Origin of the sequence: uncultured Kriegella sp., from assembly GCF_963975415.1 — a bacterium.
Taxonomy (GTDB): domain Bacteria; phylum Bacteroidota; class Bacteroidia; order Flavobacteriales; family Flavobacteriaceae; genus Kriegella.
This window is the reverse complement of record NZ_CAXBGN010000017.1, coordinates 1-20297: the sequence shown is the minus strand read 5'-3', so window position 1 is coordinate 20297 and position 20297 is coordinate 1. Positions and strand designations below refer to the sequence as shown.

Annotated in this window: 15 protein-coding genes; 6 read left to right on the top strand and 9 right to left on the bottom strand. The window is 38.4% G+C overall.

The features are described from left to right. Window positions 1-213 precede the first annotated feature (213 nt). Window positions 214-759 carry a hypothetical protein gene (locus AACZ88_RS22735; RefSeq protein ID WP_339715722.1) on the top strand — a complete coding sequence of 182 codons (546 nt, stop codon included), beginning with the start codon at window positions 214-216 and terminating at the stop codon, window positions 757-759. 2 nt (window positions 760-761) lie between these two features. Here AACZ88_RS22735 and AACZ88_RS22730 read toward each other — a convergent pair whose 3' ends face one another. From AACZ88_RS22730 to AACZ88_RS22710, 5 genes are all read right to left on the bottom strand, one after another. After that, window positions 762-1283, bottom strand: coding sequence for a YetF domain-containing protein (locus tag AACZ88_RS22730; protein ID WP_339715719.1), 522 nt, complete (start codon window positions 1281-1283; stop codon window positions 762-764). Window positions 1284-1505: 222 nt separating this feature from the next. Then, window positions 1506-1874, bottom strand: coding sequence for a hypothetical protein (locus tag AACZ88_RS22725; RefSeq protein ID WP_339715716.1), 369 nt, complete (start codon window positions 1872-1874; stop codon window positions 1506-1508). A 360-nt stretch (window positions 1875-2234) separates the two neighbouring features. Next, complete coding sequence (locus AACZ88_RS22720) at window positions 2235-5933, bottom strand: ShlB/FhaC/HecB family hemolysin secretion/activation protein (protein ID WP_339715713.1); 3699 nt, start codon at window positions 5931-5933, stop codon at window positions 2235-2237. A 142-nt stretch (window positions 5934-6075) separates the two neighbouring features. Continuing rightward, complete coding sequence (locus AACZ88_RS22715; RefSeq protein WP_339715710.1) at window positions 6076-6687, bottom strand: DUF2652 domain-containing protein; 612 nt, start codon at window positions 6685-6687, stop codon at window positions 6076-6078. A gap of 167 nt (window positions 6688-6854) precedes the next feature. Further along, window positions 6855-8060, bottom strand: coding sequence for an FAD-dependent oxidoreductase (locus AACZ88_RS22710; RefSeq protein WP_339715708.1), 1206 nt, complete (start codon window positions 8058-8060; stop codon window positions 6855-6857). 140 nt (window positions 8061-8200) lie between these two features. Here AACZ88_RS22710 and AACZ88_RS22705 point away from each other — a divergent pair, with 140 nt between their 5' ends. The 3 genes from AACZ88_RS22705 to AACZ88_RS22695 all read left to right on the top strand — a co-directional run bounded on the left by AACZ88_RS22705 (window position 8201) and on the right by AACZ88_RS22695 (window position 12083). Continuing rightward, entirely contained in the window at window positions 8201-9418 is a 1218-nt protein-coding gene (locus AACZ88_RS22705) for a Pycsar system effector family protein (RefSeq protein ID WP_339715705.1), read from the top strand. 330 nt (window positions 9419-9748) lie between these two features. Next, the gene (locus AACZ88_RS22700) at window positions 9749-11878 is read left to right on the top strand and encodes a catalase (protein ID WP_339715702.1); all 2130 of its coding nucleotides are present in this window, start codon (window positions 9749-9751) and stop codon (window positions 11876-11878) included. Between the two features lie 49 nt (window positions 11879-11927). Further along, window positions 11928-12083 carry a lmo0937 family membrane protein gene (locus tag AACZ88_RS22695; protein ID WP_339715699.1) on the top strand — a complete coding sequence of 52 codons (156 nt, stop codon included), beginning with the start codon at window positions 11928-11930 and terminating at the stop codon, window positions 12081-12083. Between the two features lie 802 nt (window positions 12084-12885). Here AACZ88_RS22695 and AACZ88_RS22690 read toward each other — a convergent pair. After that, window positions 12886-13248 (bottom strand): hypothetical protein, encoded by a 363-nt coding sequence (locus AACZ88_RS22690; RefSeq protein WP_339715696.1) that lies wholly within the window; start codon window positions 13246-13248, stop codon window positions 12886-12888. Window positions 13249-13562: 314 nt separating this feature from the next. Beyond that, the gene (locus tag AACZ88_RS22685) at window positions 13563-14684 is read right to left on the bottom strand and encodes a peptidoglycan DD-metalloendopeptidase family protein (protein WP_339715693.1); all 1122 of its coding nucleotides are present in this window, start codon (window positions 14682-14684) and stop codon (window positions 13563-13565) included. A 564-nt stretch (window positions 14685-15248) separates the two neighbouring features. Between AACZ88_RS22685 and AACZ88_RS22680 the strand changes: the two genes are divergently transcribed. Next, a complete protein-coding gene (locus AACZ88_RS22680; protein WP_339715690.1) occupies window positions 15249-15692 on the top strand; it encodes a hypothetical protein in 444 nt (147 codons plus the stop codon). 17 nt (window positions 15693-15709) lie between these two features. Then, window positions 15710-16990: a hypothetical protein gene (locus AACZ88_RS22675; protein ID WP_339715687.1), complete on the top strand. Its 1281-nt coding sequence runs from the start codon at window positions 15710-15712 to the stop codon at window positions 16988-16990. Window positions 16991-17504: 514 nt separating this feature from the next. Here AACZ88_RS22675 and AACZ88_RS22670 read toward each other — a convergent pair. After that, window positions 17505-18395, bottom strand: coding sequence for a type IX secretion system membrane protein PorP/SprF (locus AACZ88_RS22670; RefSeq protein ID WP_339715684.1), 891 nt, complete (start codon window positions 18393-18395; stop codon window positions 17505-17507). 21 nt (window positions 18396-18416) lie between these two features. After that, on the bottom strand, window positions 18417-20297 hold a 1881-nt coding region (locus tag AACZ88_RS22665), incomplete at its 5' end, for a gliding motility-associated C-terminal domain-containing protein (protein WP_339715681.1).

Below are 20297 nucleotides of genomic sequence, written 5' to 3'. Positions count from 1 at the left end.
AGTTGTGGGCTTGGTTAAATGAATGACTTACGTTTTAAATTTCCTAGTTTTTATAGATAACCTCAAGGCTTCAAGAATGTAATAAACAATTCATAGAAAGACTCACAAAGGTTAAGCTATAATTTGCCCTCTTTTTCGGTAGGGTATCTGTGATTTACCGCGAACCGTTTATTATGCCCAACTATGACAATAATTTTTTAGAAATAACCAAGCATGAACTTATCATTATATACAAAAAGAGCGATTTGGGGTGGAATTTTTTCGCTGCTCTTTATACTCACAGGATCTATTCTTTTAGGCAACTTAAGTGGATATGAAGCCAAAGTCTTGATAAAAAATTCATTGGCGGGGCTTAATACGTTGTGCAATACGATAGTTCTTGCCTCGGCAACGATATTAGCACTTTTACTGACTTTGTTAGGCTTGAGCACGGAAAGCAAATCAAGATTAAAAAAAGACCATTATACCCATGTTTTGCAAATTGCCAAATTCGACACCGTTGTGTTCGTGGTGTCGTTACTATCGTTTTTACTCTTTAACCTCCCGGTTACAGAATCTGACAATGTGCCTGCAAACTGGTTTTCTATCATCTATTATATAGCGCTTTCAATCAGCGCCCTTATTAGTGCCGCTTTAATCGTGGTAGTTTTAATGTTATACAATACGGTTGTCAATATTATTAAAATTGTCGGTTTGGGCATTAGCGACCATCCTTTGGCCATCAGTAAAGAAGAAAAGCAAGAGCTAGAAAACAATTAGACTTATTCTCGCATTACATCTTTCATTAACCATAAATTCAATGGTTGATCACTATCTTCATGCAGCACAGAGATATCCCCTGTGGCCTCGAAAACCACAGCTTTTATTTGAGATAGCTGGGTAACGTTGGCTTCGCGTAGCTTCGATCGCAAATCTCCTTGCGATACTCTAGCTTTTCTTAAATTATGTTCGAGAATCTTTTCTCCATCCATCAGCAACAATGGGGAATTGTCTACAACTTTTTGTATAAATTTATTTCGTCTTGCCAATGCTGTTGAAATTTGTAAGATATAAACAGCGGCCAACCCAACCACACCATCAATCAATTTCACCGATGAAGATAATACGGTTGTAGCTATAATAGATCCTATAGCTACGGTCATAGCAAAATCAAAACTTGACATTTTAGAAAAACTACGTTTCCCACAAATCCGTGTAAATAGAATAACTGCCAGATATATTCCCAATGCCGTTAGCGAAATGACCATTACCGTAGTCCACGAGGTTTCAAATAATTTTTCCATAATTGTTACTTTAATAAGTTACGTGGTTTATTACCACAAAAGGAACGTATTTTGCAATTAACGCGTCAAAAACATATGACACTCGGCCCCACCACCTAAGAGAAGCAAGATAGACACTAAATAATGCCAACTTTAATTTCGTAAATAAACTCCATGCTCAAGATAGCCGCTTAAAATAAATCGATCATATTATACATTACTATTCCGGCCTAAGGTTATCCATTATCTGGAGCAATTGGCTGTCCAGGTTTCTCCATCCAAAGTATAAGCGATAATCAAAGTACCTTCATCTATTTTGACCGTTCCGTCGCTGTTGATCAGTAAGTTTTGATTTTTATCCATTTTTATGCCTTTCAGACTGGGTATACCGTTCGAAAAGTCAAAATTATAAGAATCGCCAACCTTGACCAAGGTGACACGTCCGTCATCAGTCACAATATCTGTATTGCTTTCTTCTTCGGAATAACTTACCGACCCGTTATAGGTCCCTATAAAAATATTGTCATCGACCGGATCATTGTCTTTACTACAGGACGTCACTACTGTACATACCAACATTAAAACACTTAAAAATTTTATAGTCTTTTTCATAGGTTTCGATTTTAAAATAATTCGTTATTGTCAAAAGTATAAACTACCGAACCCCTTAAAAAACCTATTAAGCAACTTTTAAGACTTCTAAATTCATTGGGTCAAGATTAATTGCGATGTAGCGCAATGACCCTAATTCCACAAATACTAAAACCCTATTTTGGGCTTTAGATTGGTACTACTGAACCCGGTCTTATATCATTAAAAAAACCATTTTCGAGCTTATTTTTCTGTTATGTATTGTCAATATAGCCGGCAATCGTCGTACTGTCATAAAATTTGGCAAAAAGTACCTGTATAAACTTATGCCTTCACATAGGAAAAGAAATGCACATCCGTAATAGCGACGGTTCATATTGGCTAAAATTGAAAACCAAAACCAAATTGTATCAAATTACCTTCTACAGAATTAAAATATCCCGCATTTAAAGTAATAAAGTCGACTCCACTTGCCCAAACCCCTAAACCTTGAGAAGTATGCCAAACTGAAGAACTGTCGTTAGGCACCCAAACCCTGCCGTAATCGAAGCCACCGTAGACTCCTAGAGTAATCGGAGCAATGGCCGTAACGATTCTTTTTAGACGTAAGCGTAAATCAGAGCTCTGATAAAAGGAAGTTTTTCCAGAAAAACGTTCATCTCGAAAGCCTCGCAAGCCGTTATTTCCACCTAACGAAGGAGCATGATAGAAAAAGTAATCGTTTCCGAAATTCGTTTCTACTTCCCCCTGCGTACCGAATACCAGATTTCCCGAAGAAATCAATTTATGCCTGAAACCCGCCCTGAATTTTAGGTAGCCAAACTTATTCTCTTTAATACTGGTATTGGACTTAAAACCAGCTGTTAACCCCAATATCATAGATTTTGAAGGGAAATCTTTGGCATCGGCCAAATCATAAACTGCCGAGGTTTGTAAACCTACATAGTTTTGGAAGTCGAACACCCGTGGGTCGAGATTGTCTGGAACAAAGAAACGATCTTGAAGTTCCTTTACATTAAATGATTCATATAATGCTTTGAACCTTAAGGTATGATAAGAAATTCCGGCGTTGAAACGTATTTTTTGCATTCGGGAGCGGTAAAATTCTCGACCGAGGTCATTCTCTAAATTGGCTGTTTCATTACCAATACCAAAGAAATTATTCGAAAAGCGATCATTGGTAAAATACCCATTAACCTCAATATTCCATTTTGGAAATACGTTCGCATAAACCCCTGAATAGGCAACTTCGGCTGCATTGAATTTAAAATAATAATTCGCGACCAGACTATGTTTTTGCTTGAATTCCCCTCCATTAAAACCATTATAGATAAAGGTATCGGTGACACCGAGATAAAATCCGTCATCGGAACGAAAGCCTACATTCGGTTTTACGATATTGCTATTTTCCTCGAAAAAGCGCCAATGGAAAGTATTGGTTCTATAAACGTCTGTGAGTTGATGCCGGGGTATTTCATTTTCGAAGTTAACTTCTTCATGTTTCCAATCATAAACTTTGACAGCACTTTTGTCTGTTATATCAAAGCTATCAAATCCATACCCTCCTATTAAACGGATCAATATTTTATCGTTTCCATCTCCCGAAACCTCAAAAACATCATCGTCTCCTAATCCATAAATCCAGATTTCGTTGGTTTCATTACTATTGAAAGTACGGTCGTAGAACTTTTCATCAAGACTATCGCTTAACAACCTCCTCAACTCAACCCTAGTCTGGCCATCGGGCAAGCGTGTTACCAATATTTTATCATCTTTTTCGGTACCATGTATTGCCACTAATTTATTTAGGTATTTGCTGTAATCCCTGGCATAATTTGGTAAATTTTTTAAACGCTGTTTCAAGTTGTCCCTAATTTGCGCGGCAGTTTCATCCTGTACTTCAACAGGCAATCGTGAAAAGGCATCATCAATAGCTTTATCAGAAAGATTTTGTTGGATAAATAGGGCTTCTTCTTCCCATACTTCGGTGCCATACCGAGTCAATATTGCTCTATCAATTTTGTTTCCGCCCACATTCAACCATTTAACATTATCAATTTCGGGGCCGTATGATTGCCAGCGTCTCGCATTGGGTACCATCAATTTTATAAACTTCATTGCGGCCCCATCGAATTTCGGAAAGGCATTATCACGATCACGGGGGATGGGCAAGAATGTCTTATCACCGTCTTTCGTTTCATATTCTACCCATCGCCATTGATCTTGGTGCCTGTCCCAATCACCAATAAGCATATCAAAAATACGTGCTCGAATAAAATCACGCTCATCCACGGTATACGATTCATCACTTTTTATTTTTTCGAACATATCGGTCGTACTCTCGAAATCATTGATTTTTCCTGATTCGTCGATAGTTCTTTTATATCCCTTAAAGTTCAATTGTTCATCAGAGGGGCGTTCTTCTATAAAGTAGAGTTCATCACCAAAACGCTCGTTCAAATTCCCTAAACGCTCTTGTTTGGGTATGTAAAACAAAGAGGGACTTGAATGGTTTACATTGACCGAAAGCGCCAAGGGATTAATTACCAACTGCATATATGGGTGCGCTGTCGTAAAGAAGTCAGAAATGACCTCTTCGGTAAAGGTGTCATCGTAATCATCATGGGTATACGCCACACCTGGAATCTTGAATTTCAAGAATTTTAAAGCATTTTTTCGTAACGAGCGCATGGCGTACTCCTTTCCGTTTTTATCTTCCAATCGAATAGAATACGATTGATGCCCCCCACCTTCTTTTGTCACCTCCAAGCCACCATAAAGTGTGTCTAGCAATGCAATGGGTGCCGTTACCGATTCACCGAAATACCGTCGATAGCGATCACCCCAAAGAAATTTATAGAATCCTGTTTTATTGAGTGCTTTTTTATCATCTACCACGGCATCCTTCCTAGTTTTCTGGGATATTTCCGGGAAATCAAAATCACTATTTTCAGTTTTGAGCTTCTTTAAAATTGAAAAGCTATTCTCTTCTCCGTTTTCATCAATAAAAGTTACTTGGGAGGAACCATCTTCAAAATACTCCAATTTGGCGAATCCTTTGGCCCCATGGGTAAAGCTACCCTCATATTTCAAAGATCCACCTATGGTGTTGATCCTGTCTTGGGTTCTTCGAGTAGCAGTTTTGTTACTTAACGAGCCGCTAATAATCTGGTGTATATCGCCTCCTTTTAAATATTGTAGGCTTTCTTCATGACCCGAAACTATAGTTATACGGTCGGAATCTTTGGCCAATGAACTGACTAGAATTCTCAGGTAATTATACCTTCTGGAATTAAGCAGTTCAGGGGAGAAGGCCCCAAGGTTCATCACGCCATTTCGAATGGAGCCAAAAATTGGGAGTGGCGATAGATTACTTTTAAAGGTTTGCTTTCCCGCATATTCACCGTTGCTGAAAATCGGATGATGCATGGCAATAACGATGTTTTTACCTTGACCATCATTTATATAGCCTTCTAATTCTTCTGCAAACCTTCTTCGGGTAACGATGTCGGTACATTTTTTATTGATGTTCTCGATTCTTGACCAGTTTGAAATAAACCATTTAGAGTCAATCAAGATAAGGTCAAGATCATCATTAATGACCTTATGTTCGATTGGACATACGTTCTTCGGAAAAAATTTGAGTCGCTCGTCATCAATATCGTCAAGATACTTTTCTACTTTCTCGATTTTTTCGGTGTTGTAACTTTTCCATTCGTTATTCCCGGGAATGAAAATAGTGTTCCCTTTAAAGTTCTTTGTAAGGTCTATTTGCCGGTCGATAAAAGACTTATCTTTCTGCCAATCATTATCTTCAGAAATGTTATCGCCTGTAAAAATCAGGGTACTCTCCGCATTCGCCTTTTCTAAATGTGATTTTAAAAGTGTTACTGCTGCCGAATTCGACCCCGTTCTAATTTGACCAAATCCCCCAGCGATAAAAAAAGTATGAAGGGGTGATTCTTTACTTGCCGCTTCTTTCTTGAGGTCTGGCGCATATTGCGGAGCATATGTAGCACAAGCCGTAAAAAATAACAAAATAAATAAAATTATATATTTAAAAGGGTTGGATACCATCATTACTAAGGGTCGTTTACTATTTTGATAGGTTGGAAGAAAATATATCTTGGATTCGGGTTGATATAGAATCACTAGTTATAAACCAATATGTTATAATGTTTAAGAGCTGGATTTCCTGTAGCACCTCAGACGTCAAAGAGCATTAGCCTTTACCTTCTTCCAAAGGATCTAACCGCACGTAATGGTAATCTATTCGTCCGACATGTTCCACTTCAATACTACCTTTTTCCAGTTCATTCAAATCAAAATGATCTTTTTTAACCGAGGTTTCATACATAGATATCAGACTTTCGGAAATTAAAATATATTCGTCGAAAGGAATATCGTTTTTCAGTAATCGATGAGCGACAATAACATCTTCACCCATTAATTTGATACGCTTCCCTACTGGCACTACCGCAATTTCTTGACCATAGTGCAGAATGATTTTGAGACCAAGAATTTTAGGAATTTTTGCAGCATCACGCTTATGCCCGTTTTTGTTTCTTAAGACGGCCAATTGTTTATAAAATTCAGTATAGAAAAATTTGCATTGTGCTATCAATTCTTCGAAAGGGGGCAATTCTCCCGTACGATAAAATAAAACGGCATCTCCCTCGATTTCAGACACTTTTAGTCCAATTTCGTTCGAATAGATAATTTTGTTCAATAATGAGGGAATAACCTTTGAACTCAATTCAAAATCGGTATCGCTCATAAATTTGGTAAACCCACTAATATCTGGAATACATAATAGGGTTGGGATGGCTTTCATAATTTTTAGTTTTGTTTTAATATTTTCATTACACTAATTTTTGCATTAATCTTGGTTAAGGGCCCGATAAGTTGCAAATAGACCTAGCTACTCAAGTATAGTACAAATTCAAAGTGCATCTACGTTGCTCGACGATAACCTCTAAAAGCATATAAAGAGAATCACTGTTATCTTCTAAATCTATAATATGCTGATAATGGGTGACTGTGACCCCTTAACAATTGCGAAATGAGTTCCATTCCGATTACAGAGAAAGTGATTCCATTTCCACCAAAACCCAAGACAAAATAAGTATTGTCGAATTCGGGATGCTTACCGATATAAGGGAGTCCGTCTTTTGTTTCCCCAAAAGTCCCTGCCCAGGCAAAGTCGGGTACAAATTCATAATCTGGAAGTATTTTTTTTAGATATTTTTCCAGTTTTTTTACCTTTTCAGAAATTAGTCCGTCCCGTTTTTCGGCATCCACGAATTCTTCGTCTTCCCCTCCTATCAATAATCGATTGTCATCAGTAGTGCGCATATACATATAAGGATCTGTGGTATTCCAAAAAAGTGTGCTATTCAATCGCTTCTGATTATCTCCCGACCGTTCACCCACCATTGCATAGGTTGACAACAAATCAACAAATTTGTCTTTTATTAAAGTTACACTTTCGAAACCCGTACAATAGATTACAGTTTTGGCTTTAGCAGTATAGCCCGTATCGGTTGTAAGAGTAACACCTTTTTTGGTGTGATTTGTTTTTTTAATATTGGTCTTGTCGTAGACTTTCAATCCTTTTTTTGAATTATAGGCCAAAAGATCGTGCGCTAGCCGAAATGCATCAATACTCCCGCCCTGCTCAGAAAGTATTCCTCCCCAACTATTCGTTACCCCGAATTTCTTTTCAATTGCAGAAGCCGAGAGCCACTTCACGGGAAAACCGTTCTCTTTTCTTGCCTCAAACTCCTTTTGTAAATTGGAAACATCCTTTTTAAAAGCCGCAAAATATAGGGACTCTTTCTTTTCAAATCCGCAAGCGGAATTTATTTCTTTAGAAATTTCGCCCAAACGATCGATTGAATCAAAGCAAGCTTGGTAATTGGCAATAGCACCTTCTTTACCGATCATTTCAATAAGCCTGTAAAGAGGAGTATCAATTTCATACTGTAACATTGAGGTTGTCGCCGATGTACTTCCGTTGCCGATTTCCCTGCGGTCGATTAAAACAGTTTTGTAACCATCGGTAAGGCATTGATGGGCCATTAAGCTTCCGGTAATACCTGCTCCGACAATAACAATATCAGCTTCGATATCATCCTGTAAAGAGGGGTATGAGTCGATAATGCCGTTCTTGACCAGCCAAAAGGGCTCATTGGTTCGCAATTTCATAGTTATAGGCTATGCACCAAAAGTATTTTAAAATGAAAATGCAATAATGGACTTATGAGTTAATTTTTAACTCAATAAATTCTTTTCCGCAAATAGGAATAAGTTACATTGACCTTCCTATAACCCTATATTTTAAAAGAATGGACACCCTATTTGACAAAACACAGACTTATGTGACACAATTGCTGTCTGAACAATTAAACAATAACTACCTTTTTCATAATTTAAAATTTACCAAGAATACAGTTGAGCATGCAAAAAAATTGCTTGATGATTATTCGGATGACGCTATCGACAAATCAACCGTTTTAATTGCAGCTTGGTTCCTTAATTCCGGTTTTTACGAAAATCACCAAAATCCCTCCCGAAAAGCCTGTGAACTAGTAAAGGACTTTTTGTTAAAAAACGGGAAAGAACAAAAATCAACAACTAAGATTTGCGCACTCATCGAGGCCGCGTGGAGCAACCAGTCACCGCAAAACGAAGAAGAAAAGATAATTAAGGATATTCGTACCCACTATTATGCCTCAGAAGATTTTGAAGAGCTCTTAGGTCTATTGCTAATGGAACAAGAGAGTCTAAACCTCAACCCCCAACCGATTGAGGAATTACGAAAAAAATATATTGAAATACTCCGTACAGATCATCGCTTTTACACCGACTTTGCCAAGGAAAATTGGCAAGAACAGAAAGAAGAGAATGTGATGGACCTGATTGGGTCGGCCGCTAAAACTATAAAAACCCAAAAAAAAGAAGAATTAAAGGTCAAGCTGAAGAATGAAAGTCCAGAAAGGGCCATTCAATCCCTTTATCGAACACAACTGAGAAACCATCTAAAATTAAGCGACATCGCCGATACAAAGGCCAACATTCTACTTTCGGTGAACGCTATTATCATATCATTGCTTTTGGCAAACCTCATTCCTAAACTAGGTGCACCAACGAACTCCTACCTCATTTATCCGACAGTCATTTTTGTAATTTTCAGTATTGCATCGATGATTATGTCAGTATTGGCTACACGTCCAAAAATCGAAAATAAAAGCGTTGTCGACGTTGATATTAAAAAAAAGGATACCAATTATTTATTTTTCGGAAACTTCCACGCTCTTGACCCCCAAGATTTCAAAGAAAAGATGCGGGAGATTATACAGAGTAAGCGAACCATCTACGATTCACTAAGTATGGATCTCTATTATTTGGGAAAAGTACTGAAGACAAAGTACCAACTGCTTCGATGGACTTATACCGTTTTTATGGTGGGGATTATTCTTTCGGTGGTAGCCTTTGCCATTGCCCTGAAATATTATGGTATGGAACAGGAGATTTTAGAGGCTGTGACTCCAAAAGGGAAATAAGCATTTACATAGTTTACAACCATGTTGGCAAGTCGGAAAAACAGAGCATTTTCATTATTTCTTTTTTCTAAACATTCCTGATTAAAATCTCTTTCTTATTGATTTATATGAGGTAATTTTAATGATAAAGCCTACATCAACACATGTTTGTCACATTCAAGCTAATTTATACTTGAATCCTCGGTTTCGTCCTTCAAGAATATATCATCACTTTTTTTGCCCTTCCCATCAAAAGTACTGTTTACGATACAGTTAAACCCTGAGTCTTTTGAGTTACAGTTATCGACTTTTCATGACTAGCTTCACACCAGTTATTAACTCAACAAGAAAATGGCAGAAAAAAATCAACATACGAAGAAATCGGAACAGTTAGATAATTACACTGACGATGCTCAAAACAAACCTTTGACTACGCGTCAGGGCGTCAAGGTCAATGACACCAACAATTCATTGAAGGCCGGACCACGTGGGTCTACCCTCTTGGAAGATTTTTTACTACGCGAAAAAATTACAAGCTTCGACCATGAACGCATACCCGAGCGAATCGTACATGCCCGTGGTAGTGGGGCGCATGGGTATTTTGAATTGTATGAAAATCAAAAAAAATATAGCAAGGCCGGCATTTTCAACGACACCAAACGCAAGACTCCGGTATTCGTTAGGTTTTCAACAGTCGCCGGTTCCAAAGGCTCCCCTGACCTCGCACGGGATGTTCGGGGGTTTGCGGTAAAATTTTATACCGAAGAAGGAACTTGGGACCTTGTGGGTAATAATATGCCGATTTTCTTCATTCAAGATGCGATGAAGTTTCCTGATCTCATACACTCGGTTAAACCTGAACCCAATAACGAAATACCTCAAGCGGCATCTGCGCACGACACCTTTTATGATTTTATTTCCTTAACTCCAGAAACCCTACACAATCATATATGGGCAATGAGTGACCGAGCGATTCCTAGAAGTCTACGCATGATGGAAGGTTTTGGCATTCACACCTATAGATTGATTAACGACAAAGGAGAATCTCATTTTGTGAAATTTCATTGGAAACCTATTCTTGGGGTTCACTCTGTTACATGGGATGAGGCCGTTAAGATAAATGGGGCAGATGCAGATTTCCATAGACGTGACCTTTGGGAAGCTATCGATGCAGGCCAATATCCCGAATGGGAATTGGGATTTCAAATCGTTCCGGAAGCCGATGAACACAAATATGAATTCGATTTATTGGATCCCACAAAATTAATTCCAGAAGAAATGGTACCTGTTACCATCGTCGGAAAGATGACATTGAATCGGAATCCGGAAAATTTCTTTGCAGAAACCGAACAGGTGGCTTTTCTTCCTGGAAATATCATACCCGGAATCGATTTTAGCAACGACCCCCTACTTCAAGGCCGTATATTTTCGTATCGCGATACGCAGCTCTCAAGATTGGGAAGCCCCAATTTTCACCAGATTCCCATAAATCAACCCATAGGCGAAACCCATAACAATCAGCGTGACGGACATATGCAGACGCGCATCCCAAAAGGTCAAACGGCGTATTTCCCAAATACTTTGGGGGGTGGTTGCCCACATTTGTCCAAAATAGCCGAGGGGGCGTTTTCTTCCTATGAAGAACGTATAGATGCCAAAAAAATCCGAACACGCAGTGAGAGTTTCATCGACTTTTTTTCCCAACCCGCTCTCTTTTATAGAAGTTTGGCCGACTGGGAGAAAGACCATGTGGCCAATGCCTATTCTTTCGAACTAGGTAAATGCAAGCAAGAGCACATCAAAGCGCGAATGCTTTGGATGATTAAACAAATCAATGTCGATCTTGCAGAACAGGTTGCCGAAAACTTAGGGATGGATATTCCAAAAAACATAGAGAAGCCCATTAATCAGGCAATTGGCGCCGATAGCAATGTGGATGACTTTCAGCCGGGCAAAGCAAAGAATTATCTTGAAAAATCTCCTGCTTTAAGTCAATCGAACACAAAATTCGACAGCATTGCCACGCGACAAATCGCCGTACTCGTGGCCGACGGGTTTGCCATGAAAGATTTCGAAACGATGCAGGAGGTCTTGGAAAATGAAAAGGCCATAATAAAACTTATCGGACCACATGGAGGTACCCTTACATGTAATACCGATATGAAACATAAAGTAGATGCCGCGATCAGTACCACAGAAAGCGTTCTTTATGATGCCGTATATATTCCCGGTGGAAAAAAATCAATAGATACCTTGATGAAAAACGGTAAATATATCAAGTTTATAAACGAAGCTTTAAAACACTGTAAGGCTATCGCTGCGGATAACGAAGCGGAAAGCCTTTTAGACAAAACCTATGTCAATGGATTTAAAGATGACAAAGCTGTCTGCATCAATTGTGACCCGAAAGATTTTGTCAGTGCCATTGCTAAGCACAGAAACTGGGAACGTATGAAGAAGACCGATACTATTCCCGTATAAATATAAATAACCGATTTTTTTAATTAATTAATAACTAAAACTTACTAATATGAGAGACATTGTTTGGATTATCGTGGTACTCTTAGTCATAGGATGGCTAATTGGTTTTGTAGCATTCCCTGATGTGGGCGGCATTTTGCATGCCTTGCTGGTAATTGCAGTGATTTTGATCGTTTATAAACTGGTAACCGGTAGAAGTGTATAATCTTTCACCACAGTTTAAATAAAGATAAATCCCCGCCTTTCGGGGATTTTTTTATTTAAACCTTGAATTGGTATTTAATTCTTAGTAGTTCAATTAATTTGCTGTTAGAAATTCTCAGAAAAAAAGAATATAAGTTTGTCAAAATCTGAATGAAGAAGCCGTAGCACTTGGATCATATAATAATCCACTCGAGCTCATGATTTAAATTACGCTAGAGATTATCGTATGCAATCGGAAGTAGCAATCTCTTTAGTCTAATTGAAGCATTCAAAATTTTATAAGATGCACTACGCCCTAAAGAGATTCGATTAAGGCACCTATTGCATGATAACCAATCAGCACCTCTTTTTTTAGTCTCCATATAAAATATCATAGTCTTGAAAAAAATTTAAGAAATACAAATAAAATTTACTTATTTTGTAGGATATTACTTATCCCATCTGCTTTAAGCAGATGGGATTTAACAATCCCCCACATGTTTGAATTATTTTGTATTGCTGTCGGAATAGGTGTACCAGGCTTGGTTGTGGCCATAGTTCTACCAAGGTCAAGACTATTTAAAAAATTAGAAAATAACAAAAAAAATAGTCGCTCTTAAATTATGAGGGCATCGTCACTGACAGATATAATTAGCTATTCCAGATTCTGAAAAAACAATTTAGCCTAACTCTTGAATACCTTTAAGTCGGTTCAAACTTTGTAAAGAATAGGAAATCACTTTGGGGTATATAATTCGCTATCATTAAAAATTAATGAATAGCTTTTAAATGTTATGTACCATTTCAGGCTTTAAAATCATCGCTTACTTGATCAAAGACCACTTCATAATTTCCCTTTGTATTTCCTTTGGCGAGCGTTGTCTCCTTTTGGCCAAACGATCAATCATTTCATATAGCCCCCCTTCTTCATATTCGGTGTCGGCCTCTTCCAATTCAGGATAATGGGCACGATATTCATCACGCACAGCCAACCACTGCTTTTCTAATTGTGGTTCATATTCTACAGTTTTCACCCCTCCATTGTTAACTGGCTTACCTATAGCTTCTTCGGAGTCTTTTTGTGATCCGTTCTGATTTTGTTCTTGATTGCTATTCTGGGGAACTTTATTTTCCAAACCATGGGAAGTTCCCTCGTTGTCCTGATTTTTGTTATTTGTAATAATCATACGAAGTCTTTTTTTGATTTATTTAATTTGATTAAAGTTAGAAAATCGACAAAATTAAAGTTGCTCAAACGGTCTTATTGGTCGCTTTATCAATGGTTGAAACTTTGAATATACCATTTGCATGTACTTGACCCTAACGATAGTTATTATTTCAAGTGCGAATAGTATGGAAATACAATTCGTCAATTTCGATTAATTTGCAGAGTTTTTTATTGTACTCAATGACTGAACCGAATAAAAGGTCAAGGCTTAAAGACCACGTATATAAGACACACCATTTCGTTAAAAAAATAATCCCACTTTTAAGTCAGTGGTCAATCAATTTCATGAACCAAGGTGTGATAAATAAAACCCTGGGTGCCCTCTGACCGTCTGATATGGTACCAATTGACAGTTTTCCCGAAAATAGTTATGGTATCGTTCTTTTCCAGCGTATGTAACTTTGTTGAATGCACATCTGCGCCCAGACGCATATTGGCTTTTTCCGCGACAATGAATCCACTTGTAGCAGGTCGCTCAAGTGCTATTTTTTCTCGCTTTTTTTGCCGAATAAAGGGCAATGGATCGATTGCTCCACTTTTGGTGTAGATTCCGAAATGAAGATGTGGTGCAGTTGTTCTCGCATTTCCGGTATTTCCCACAAAACCTAAGGTGTCGCCAGCCCATACTTTTTTCGAAGAAGTGACGGCAATGCTATCCAAATGCGCATAGTAAAAAGATTTTCCTAAAACCCCTTCTCGTAACCACACTTGCCTCCCTCCAAGGCCACGTTCTCCCGTATATCCTATTCGACCATCAGTGGCGGCCAGTACGGCAGTCAATCTAGGGGCAAAAATATCTACGCCCTCATGGGTACGCTCTCCATTTGATCGCGAGGCGCCCCAAAAACTTTGAATGGCTTTATCGGAAACGCCGGCTACAGGAAAAGTAAGCGTAGGTCGCGTATACAATTCAATTTGAAAGTTCGTAGCTTTATAAAGTTCCGGTTGTAAGAGAATCTTATATGTTCCATTTTTTTGAACGGGGAACTCAATTGGCAATCTACCATGTTGTCTTTTGCTGAGTTCAGACTTTGAGTCAAGGCTATCAACATTTTTATACCGATATAGGTCGATGAAGAATGGGATTGAATCATGCATTGTCACAGATACCACCAACTTTTCACCCTGGCTCAATTCCATATTAAAGCCATAGACCGGAAATTTTTGAGCAGGAAATTCACCTACTTCATAAAAAGGGAGGGTAATCTGCAAACTATCCTCGAGTGCCAATTCAAATGCCCTATTCCACTGAAAATAGTTCAAGTCGCCATCTTCAAAATTACGAGCATAGATTTCACGAGGTGTTGGCCGAACAAAGACATCTGATATTTTTTGAACTTGTTTGCACGAGCCGAGGATACATAGAAAAACGAAAGGAAATATTCTACTAATCATTACATAGTATATATTGGGGAATCGTATGCCCAATTCTAAAGCATTTTTTTTGACAAGGGTTCATGTTGATTGACGCGTGGTATTTTTCAGTATTCATCTTTGAGAGACACCAGTTTTTTTAATCGAATGGCCAGATTCAAAATCTTAAATGTTCTGAAAAGCATTTCCATCATGTTTTGCAACGACCGTCAGTCAAGAACGCGTGATGCCCCTTACAATAACATTGCCCGTTTTAATTCATGTTTCGAGTAAATCACCTCTGTTTTTGCTACTGGAAAAGTCATGGTAAAAAATTCACTTCTTCGATCAACTACAAGTATGACAACCGTAAAGAGCAATTTTCATATGAGAACAATTTAACCTAAGTAAACACAATTTGGGCCGATATTGTAACCCAAAAAGAAAAAGAGTTGATGCATACCGCTATGCTATTGCACAACATAAAAATCTACCCGTTGCTTTAGAACAGTTACCTCTAGACCCATAGAGCTAAAATTATACCCGTTACAGCAATTTCTAACACATAGGTTATACTAATTTTAAAAGACATCAAATCAATGCAAAATGCAAGACCAGATACTCAGGGAATGTCTTCTTCAATTGATCAAAGTATATGCGTTCGCCGAGCAGCAATGTATTTACACGTCTATTCAAGCTCAAATACCTATTCTTAAAATATTTTTTGAGCAACGTGCATTTGAAAGAATGTCGCTCATGGAAGAAATCGAACAACTTCTTTTTACAAAAAAGGAAGTAGGGCCAGTACCCAAAACATTAGAGCAACTATATCATTTCCACAGCCAAATTTATGGTAAAAATGCCTTAACAAATATTCACATAGCCAATATTGATTCAATCATTATTGACGAAAAAGCATTAGAAATATGCAATTGTCTTTTAGCGGGTGACCTCAATGAAAATGTTAGCGCAATTTTAAAATCGCATTCTATCACCCTTGAATCAAGTATTCTTTCGATCGTATATCTAAAAGCGCTTTACGAAGATTAACATATAAAGCAACCAAAATGGTTTTAAAAAGAATACTGCTCTTTATCGTTGCATTTATCACGATACTTATTGCACTGGTTTATGTCTCGGTATCAAACAGCAAAAAGACATTTGCGACCTGCAAAATCTTAGATATTGATGATATCGAAGGCATTGATTTTAGCAAACACGATTCTGTACTTGTAGCGGCCAATGTTCTTTACAAGGGCAATACCATTAAAAATATGGTGCAAGGTGAGCAGTATCGTAAAGTTTGGTCTACACCGATAAAGGTTCCGATCGCTTTTTTAGATACCCTAAGAGGAGGTGTTAAGGTGGTTGAGGAAGGTGGTGGTCAACAAACGCATTCCCTTGAAGTAAAAGCAGAAAATGGAATCGTCTACACCTTGCGAAGCGTAAGTAAAAATCCTGAGCCATTAATTCCCGAATTCGCTAAAACCCTAGGGCTTGAAAACATCATCGTAGATGGAATTTCAGCGCAGCATCCATACGCCGCGTTAGTGGTGGCCGAACTGGCAGAGAATATAGGATTATTGAGCACAAAACCAAAATTGTTGTTTCTACCCAAACAACCAGATTTGGGGAAATACAATCAAAAATTTGGCAATCGATTATATCTTTTGGAGTATGAAACTGACGGAAAAGCAGATTGGACAGCCCTAAGTAATGCAACACAAGTGGTAGATACCGAAAAGCTACAAGAACTCAAAATGCAACATCGTAAAAATCTATCGATTGACGAAAACTTAGTGGTAAGGGCTCGATTGTTCGACTTATTGATTGGCGATTGGGACAGACACGCTAAACAATGGGGCTGGGTAATTCAAAAGAAAGGACCTAATTTAAAAGCAATCCCGCTACCTTGTGACCGGGACAATGCTTTCTTCAAAATTGGAGGAATCGTCCCTACTATCATCTCTAATAAAAATATTCTTCCCGATCTTCAAAATTTCGAAAAGGACATTGACTATCTCCCCGGACTTGTAATGGATTTTGATGTCTATTTTTTGCATAAAACCGATAGGAGTGTTTTTTTACATGAGGCAAAGTATCTTCAAAACACCTTAACCGATAAAGCGATTGCCGATGCGTTTAAAATTTGGCCAGAACAAATATTTGAATTGAACGGAGAAGAAATAATCGAAAAGATCAAAGAGCGCAGAAAAGATCTTGAAAAATATGCTTCCAAGTTTAAAGATGTGCTAGATGAAAAAAGTTTATTGACCGAGCCATTGAAAGGCTCAAAAGATGTCAAGTTATCAAATGGCTTACTTGGTTGTTTTGAATGCCTTCAATAAACAACCAGAACCTGCAACAAAATAAGTGGACAATTAAATATGCGTGATATCGCTATTTTTTGATGAGCTATTTCGGTGTCAAATCCTTCTATTGTTTTATTCCCCAAAGTAGCTTGAATCTTTCTTCTGTTGCACCAGGTATAAATCCCTTGAAAAATGAAAAGTACGGCTTCCAACCGCTGACCTGGCAGGGCGTATCTGAAATTTCCGAGCAATCTCGGCAAGGCTCACCGCTTTTTTGAAAGATCCCAATACTGCCTTGGGCTCGAATTTTCAAGTGAATTTTCTTTGTATCATTTTAATGATCAAACGCACTGTCCTAACCTTAGGGGAATCGACAGCTTGTTTCCCAAAAATTTAATCAAAGACCGGTAACAAACTTTTTTAATTAAGGTTTATTTGAAACTTTTAGAGTTACCAACTATTGTTCTCTAATTATTTTTCGTATTTCTCAGATAGGAATGAAATTTTCGAATTGGAATTCGATTCAATTCGATTCAAAGATTGGTTTTTGCTAAAAGCTCAAACTCATCATAACCTCATGAGTTCCATTATCGCTGTTGCGGATTGGGTTCTCTAACGCTACTTCGTAAGCATATCCAATATCAAGCCATCCAGTTTTAAAAATAAGCAAGCCACTTACACTTTCGTCCAAGCGATAAGCCGCACCGATATCGAAGCGATTACCAATTTCAACCAACGATGTTATATCTAGGGAAATAGGCGAAGCATCAACATGCCTTAAAAGAACCGATGGTTTTAATTTAACGTTTTCGCTTAAAATGAAATCATACCCTCCAGCTAAATAGTAATGAACCTTATCGATGCTCAATCTAGCTTGGTCATTATTTTGCTCCAAACGGTCGGGAGTTAGAATTTTTGGCACCGAAAAGGAAATGAAATAGTTGTCGTTTTTCAAATAAAGACCAGCACCAAAATTAGGGTTAAAACGACCATCTATATTCATCAATGACATATCTTGTTGTATTCCGTATGTCAAAAGACCCTCGGTGTTTACATCATATGAAGTAAAACCACCTTTGATTCCAAAAAAAAGATCGTTATTTTCATTAAGTTTTAATTTATAGGAGAAATCCAACGCCAGCGAAGTTTGGTTTTCAATAAAGGTTTTATCGTTTACCACAGAAAGACCTACCCCTACTTTCTTACCGACCGATGTTCCAAAAATCAAACTCTGAGTTTCGGGCGCGCCGGGAACCCCTGCCCATTGACTTCTAATATTAAGACCAACATCGGTGGTTTCGGATGCTCCCGCATACGCCGGATTTATTATGTTCATATTGAACCTATAAAAGGTATAGTTTGGATCTTGTTGCGCAGAAAGACTTCCTACGGTCACGATAAATAAGATTATAAGAACTATATATTTAAAATTGATATTCATTTCTAAATTTTTAATTGGATATTAATAGTTAAGGAACAACCAGCCTCGTATCGGTGCTTTGCCATTCCCGAGATCTATGATATAGAGATAGGAGCCAGCCGGTAATATATTGGAGTTCGAATTGTGATTTCCGTTCCAATTGTTTTGATAACCTAAAGCTGAAAAAACTTGATGTCCCCAACGATTATACACCGTAACCGTAGCATTAGGGTAGTTATCTATTCCAGGAATTATCCAATTATCATTAACGCCATCTCCATTTGGTGTGAAAGCTTCTGCAGGTCTAAGAAGTGGTTCCTTTTCTGTAGGAAAATCGTCGTTGGCATCCGCCACACCATCATTGTCATCATCATCATCCCAAGAATCCGGTATACCATCCTTATCTGTATCCGTCGGCAAACTATTGGAGTCAGTGGAATTGGTTCCTTGTTCGATTTCCATGTTATCGGTATAGCCGTCATTGTCATCATCTTCATCCATATTATCGCCTAGTCCGTCTCCATCCGTATCCACAGTTTCTGTGGAATCTGTTGGGAAATCATCTTCAAAATCGGCCACACCGTCATTGTCATCATCTGTATCTGAGTTATCGCCAGTGCCGTCACCATCGGTATCAATATCTTCTACACCATCATTGTCGTCGTCCAAATCAGCATTATCTCCTGTACCGTCTCCATCACTATCTCGATATTCATTAGGGTCTTGAGGGAAGGCATCTTCGCTATCGGGTACGCCGTCATTATCGGCATCATTATCCGCATTATCACCCTCTCCATCTCCATCGGTGTCGGTATCCTCATTTTTATTTAAAGGAAAAGCGTCCTCACTATCAGGGGTGCCATCACCATCATCATCATTATCCGCATTATCACCTTCACCATCACCATCGGTGTCGGTATCTTCGTTTTCATCTAATGGAAAATCATCTTCTGTATCAGGAGTGCCATCACCATCATCGTCAATATCTGCATTATCACCAGTACCATCACCATCGGTGTCGGTATCTTCGTTTTCATCTAATGGAAAATCATCTTCCGTATCAGGAGTGCCATCGCCATCATCGTCAATATCTGCATTATCACCAGTACCATCACCATCGGTGTCCGTATCCTCGTTCTCGTTTAAAGGGAAAGCATCTTCCGTATCAGGAGTGCCATCGCCATCATCGTCGGTGTCACAAGGATCAGCTATCAAATCCCCATCATAATCATCGCCGGTTATTGTAAGTACTGCTGTCTCTATAGTCGTATTGCCATTAGCGTCTATTGCCGTTATGGTAATAGTGTAATTACCTAAGTTGGCACAATCAAAATCTGTACGATCAATGCTTATATTAGCAATACTGCAGTTGTCACTACTGTTAACAATAAACTCTTCGGCAGTGACGCCCACAAAACCGTTTTCATCTGATTGCACAGTGATGTCTCGAGTTATTATTGTCGGATTCACTTCGTCTTTTACCGTTACCTCAGCTGTAGCGGTCGATATATTTCCATTGTTATCAGTGACCGTTAAGGTTACGGTGTTTGGGTTGGTAGCAATATCGGAACAACTAAAAGCGGTTTTACTTAATGCCAAAGATGCAATACCGCAAGCATCGCTTGAACCATTGTCTACCAATGCTGCCGTAGTTGAACCATTTCCTGTCGCATCCAACTGAACAATTACGTTTTGTGCTATTGCCGTGGGGTTCACTTCGTCTTTTACCGTTACCTCGGCTGTAGCGGTCGATACATTTCCATTGTTATCAGTGACCGTTAAGGTTACGGTATTCGGGTTGGTAGCAATATCGGAACAACTAAAAGCTGTTTTATTTAGTGATAATGAAGCAATTCCCGAAGCATCATTTGAACCATTGTCTACCAATGCTGCCGTAGTTGAACCATTTCCTGTCGCATCCAA

Bases quoted from the DNA above. Each gene is read 5' to 3' on its own strand.
- AACZ88_RS22735 (WP_339715722.1), top strand. From the start codon at position 214: ATGAACTTATCATTATATACAAAAAGAGCGATTTGGGGTGGAATTTTT.
- AACZ88_RS22730 (WP_339715719.1), bottom strand. From the start codon at position 1,283: ATGGAAAAATTATTTGAAACCTCGTGGACTACGGTAATGGTCATTTCG.
- AACZ88_RS22725 (WP_339715716.1), bottom strand. From the start codon at position 1,874: ATGAAAAAGACTATAAAATTTTTAAGTGTTTTAATGTTGGTATGTACA.
- AACZ88_RS22720 (WP_339715713.1), bottom strand. From the start codon at position 5,933: ATGATGGTATCCAACCCTTTTAAATATATAATTTTATTTATTTTGTTA.
- AACZ88_RS22715 (WP_339715710.1), bottom strand. From the start codon at position 6,687: ATGAAAGCCATCCCAACCCTATTATGTATTCCAGATATTAGTGGGTTT.
- AACZ88_RS22710 (WP_339715708.1), bottom strand. From the start codon at position 8,060: ATGAAATTGCGAACCAATGAGCCCTTTTGGCTGGTCAAGAACGGCATT.
- AACZ88_RS22705 (WP_339715705.1), top strand. From the start codon at position 8,201: ATGGACACCCTATTTGACAAAACACAGACTTATGTGACACAATTGCTG.
- AACZ88_RS22700 (WP_339715702.1), top strand. From the start codon at position 9,749: ATGGCAGAAAAAAATCAACATACGAAGAAATCGGAACAGTTAGATAAT.
- AACZ88_RS22695 (WP_339715699.1), top strand. From the start codon at position 11,928: ATGAGAGACATTGTTTGGATTATCGTGGTACTCTTAGTCATAGGATGG.
- AACZ88_RS22690 (WP_339715696.1), bottom strand. From the start codon at position 13,248: ATGATTATTACAAATAACAAAAATCAGGACAACGAGGGAACTTCCCAT.
- AACZ88_RS22685 (WP_339715693.1), bottom strand. From the start codon at position 14,684: ATGATTAGTAGAATATTTCCTTTCGTTTTTCTATGTATCCTCGGCTCG.
- AACZ88_RS22680 (WP_339715690.1), top strand. From the start codon at position 15,249: ATGCAAGACCAGATACTCAGGGAATGTCTTCTTCAATTGATCAAAGTA.
- AACZ88_RS22675 (WP_339715687.1), top strand. From the start codon at position 15,710: ATGGTTTTAAAAAGAATACTGCTCTTTATCGTTGCATTTATCACGATA.
- AACZ88_RS22670 (WP_339715684.1), bottom strand. From the start codon at position 18,395: ATGAATATCAATTTTAAATATATAGTTCTTATAATCTTATTTATCGTG.